This window comes from Streptomyces sp. NPDC050703, from assembly GCF_040654435.1.
Lineage (GTDB): Bacteria > Actinomycetota > Actinomycetes > Streptomycetales > Streptomycetaceae > Streptomyces.
The window spans coordinates 1-3,059 of record NZ_JBFAHX010000098.1 but is presented as its reverse complement, the minus strand read 5'-3'; the positions used below and the strand labels follow the sequence as shown (position 1 = coordinate 3,059).

Below are 3,059 nucleotides of genomic sequence, written 5' to 3'. Positions count from 1 at the left end.
AACGCGGCACCCGGCAGCAGCACCGAACCCCGCACCACATAGTCGGCGAGCCACGGGTGCGTCCGCACCGACAGCCGTCCCGTCAGCAGCACACCATCCGTGCCGCCGAGGGTGACGGTCGCACCGAGCAGCGGGTGCTCGGCGGCACCGAGCCCGGCCGCCGCGACGTTCCCGATCACCGGCAGCACGTCGGGCCAGAAGTGCTCGCGCTGGAACGCGTACGTCGGCAGGTCGATCCGGCGTGCCCCACGGCCCGCGAAGAACGCCGCCCAGGCCACCTGCACGCCGCACACGTGCAGGTGACCCGCGGCCGTCGTCGCAGCCGCCGCTTCCGGCCTGTCGGCACGGAGCACCGGTACGAAGGTCGCTTCCGGCGCCGACTCCTGGCCCAGCGCGCACAGCGTGCCGCCGGGGCCGATCTCGACGAACGTGCCCACGCCCTCAGCGACCAGGGCGTCAACTGCGTCGGCGAAGCGAACGGACTCGCGCACGTGCCGCACCCAGTACTCCGGCGAGGCCAGCTCCTCGGCGCTCGCCCGGGTGCCGGTCAATGTCGACACGATCGGGAGGGCGGGCGCCTCGTAGGACACCTCGTCGAGCACCCGACGGAAGCCGTCGAGCATCGGGTCCATCAGGGGTGAGTGGAAGGCGTGGCTGACCTTCAGCCGGGACGTCTTGCGGCCCGCCGCACGCCACCTCTCCGCGACCGCCTCGACGTCGGCGGCGACACCGGAGATGACGAGAGAGGTGGGGCCGTTGATCGCCGCGATGCCGACCGTCTCCGACAGGTCCGGGGCGATCTCGGCCTCGGACGCCTGGATCGCCACCATCGCACCGCCCGCGGACAGCGCCTGCATCAGCGCACCACGCGCCGACACCACCTTCACCGCATCCGCCAACGACCACACACCCGCCACATGCGCGGCGGCCAGCTCGCCGATCGAGTGACCGGCAAGGACGTCGGGGCGGACGCCCCACGACTCCAAGAGCCGGAAGAGCGCCACCTCGACGGCGAACAGCGCGGGCTGGGTGACACCCGTCTCGTTCAGCGCGTCGGCGTCCTCGCCGAACAGCACCTCACGCACCCGCGGGTCACACTCGTCCAGTACCGAGTTCAGAGCCTCGGAGAACACCGGGTACTGGTCAGCCAGTTCGCGTCCCATGCCGAGCCGCTGCGAACCCTGTCCCGAGAACAGGAAGCCCACCCGGCCGGGCTCGTCAGCCGCTCCCGTGACCACGGCGCCGTTGGTCCGGCCCTCCGCGAGGGCAGTCAGCGCGGCCAGGAACTCGGACCGCTCATCGGCCACGATCACCGCGCGATGGGTCAACGCCGACCGCGTCGTCGCGAGCGAGTAACCGACGTCAACAGGCTCGTGGTCGTCCGCCACGGACAGCAGACGCTCTGCCTGTCCGCGCAACGCGGTCTCGTCGCCCGCAGAGATCACCCACGGCACGAGTCCGCCGTCGCGCCCGGGCTCCGGAGCCTCCTCCCGCTCAATGGCGGGGGCCTGCTCGATGATGGTGTGGGCGTTGGTCCCGCTGAAGCCGAACGACGACACACCGGCCCGCAGCGGCTGACCGGTCTGCGGCCAGGGACGCGCCTCCGCCAGCAGTTCCACGGCACCCGTGGTCCAGTCGACGTGGGGCGACGGCTCGTCGACGTGCAGCGTGCGCGGCAGCACGCCGTGCCGCATCGCCATCACCATCTTGATCACACCGGCCACGCCGGCGGCAGCCTGCGTGTGTCCGATGTTGGACTTGACCGACCCGAGCAACAGCGGTTCTCCGCTGCGGTCCTGGCCGTAGGTGGCGAGGAGCGCCTGCGCCTCGATCGGGTCACCGAGCTTCGTGCCCGTGCCGTGTGCTTCGACCACGTCCACGTCGGCCGGCGCCAGCCCCGCGCTCGCCAGGGCCTGGCGGATGACGCGCTGCTGCGAGGGGCCGTTGGGGGCCGTCAGGCCGTTGGAAGCACCGTCCTGGTTGACCGCCGAACCGCGGACGACGGCGAGGACCTGGTGGCCGTTGCGGCGGGCGTCGGAGAGACGCTCGACGAACAGCATGCCGACGCCCTCACCCCACCCAGTGCCGTCGGCGCCGGCGGCGAACGCCTTGCACCGCCCGTCCATGGCGAGGCCGCGCTGGCGGCTGAACTCGATGAACGCACCCGGGGTCGACATGACCGTCACACCACCGGCCAGCGCCATCTCGCACTCGCCGGACCGCAGCGCCTGCACCGCCAGGTGCAGGGCCACCAGCGACGACGAGCACGCCGTGTCCACCGTCACCGCCGGGCCCTCGAAGCCGAACGTGTACGACAGGCGGCCCGAAGCCACGCTCGCCGCGTTGCCGGTCGCCACATAGCCGCCCACGTCCTCAGCGGCTCCGCCGAGCACCAGTCCGTAGTCCTGCACGTTGGAGCCGACGAACACGCCGACGCGCTCACCGCGCAGCGACTCCGGGTCGACCCCGGCTCGTTCGAATGCCTCCCAGGAGGTCTCAAGGAGCAGCCGCTGCTGCGGGTCCATCGCCAGGGCCTCGCGCGGCGAGATCCCGAAGAAGCCCGCGTCGAAGCCGCCGACGTCGGAGAGGAAGGCGCCGGACCGGGAGTACGAGGTGCCCACCGAGTCCGGGTCGGGGTCGTACAGGGACTGGAGGTCCCAGCCGCGGTCGGCCGGGAACTCCGACACCGCGTCCTCGCCCGAGAGCAGCACCCGCCACAAGTCCTCGGGGCTGGTGACGCCGCCGGGGTATCGGCAGGCCATCGCCACGATCGCGATCGGCTCGTCGGTGGCGCCGGAAACCCCGGTGGGAGCGGAGGGGACCGTCATGTCCGCGCCGGACAGTTCGGTGCGGAGGTAGGCGGCGAGTACGGCGGCGTTGGGGTAGTCGTAGACCAGCGTCGCGGGCAGCGCGACACCCGTGGCCTCACTCAGCCGAGCCCGCAGCTCCACCGCCGTCAGCGAATCGAAGCCCAGCTCCCGGAACGCGCGGGACGCCGAGAACGCATCCCCCGACACGTGACCGAGCACCGCGGCCGCCTCATAGCGGACCAGCTCGGT

General features: G+C 72.0%; 1 protein-coding gene. It reads right to left on the bottom strand.

Features of this window, described 5'->3' with window-relative positions; all coding sequences use genetic code 11:
- The coding region (locus AB0I16_RS35715; protein WP_363253847.1) for a beta-ketoacyl synthase N-terminal-like domain-containing protein at positions 1-3,059 on the bottom strand (3,059 nt) is incomplete at both ends.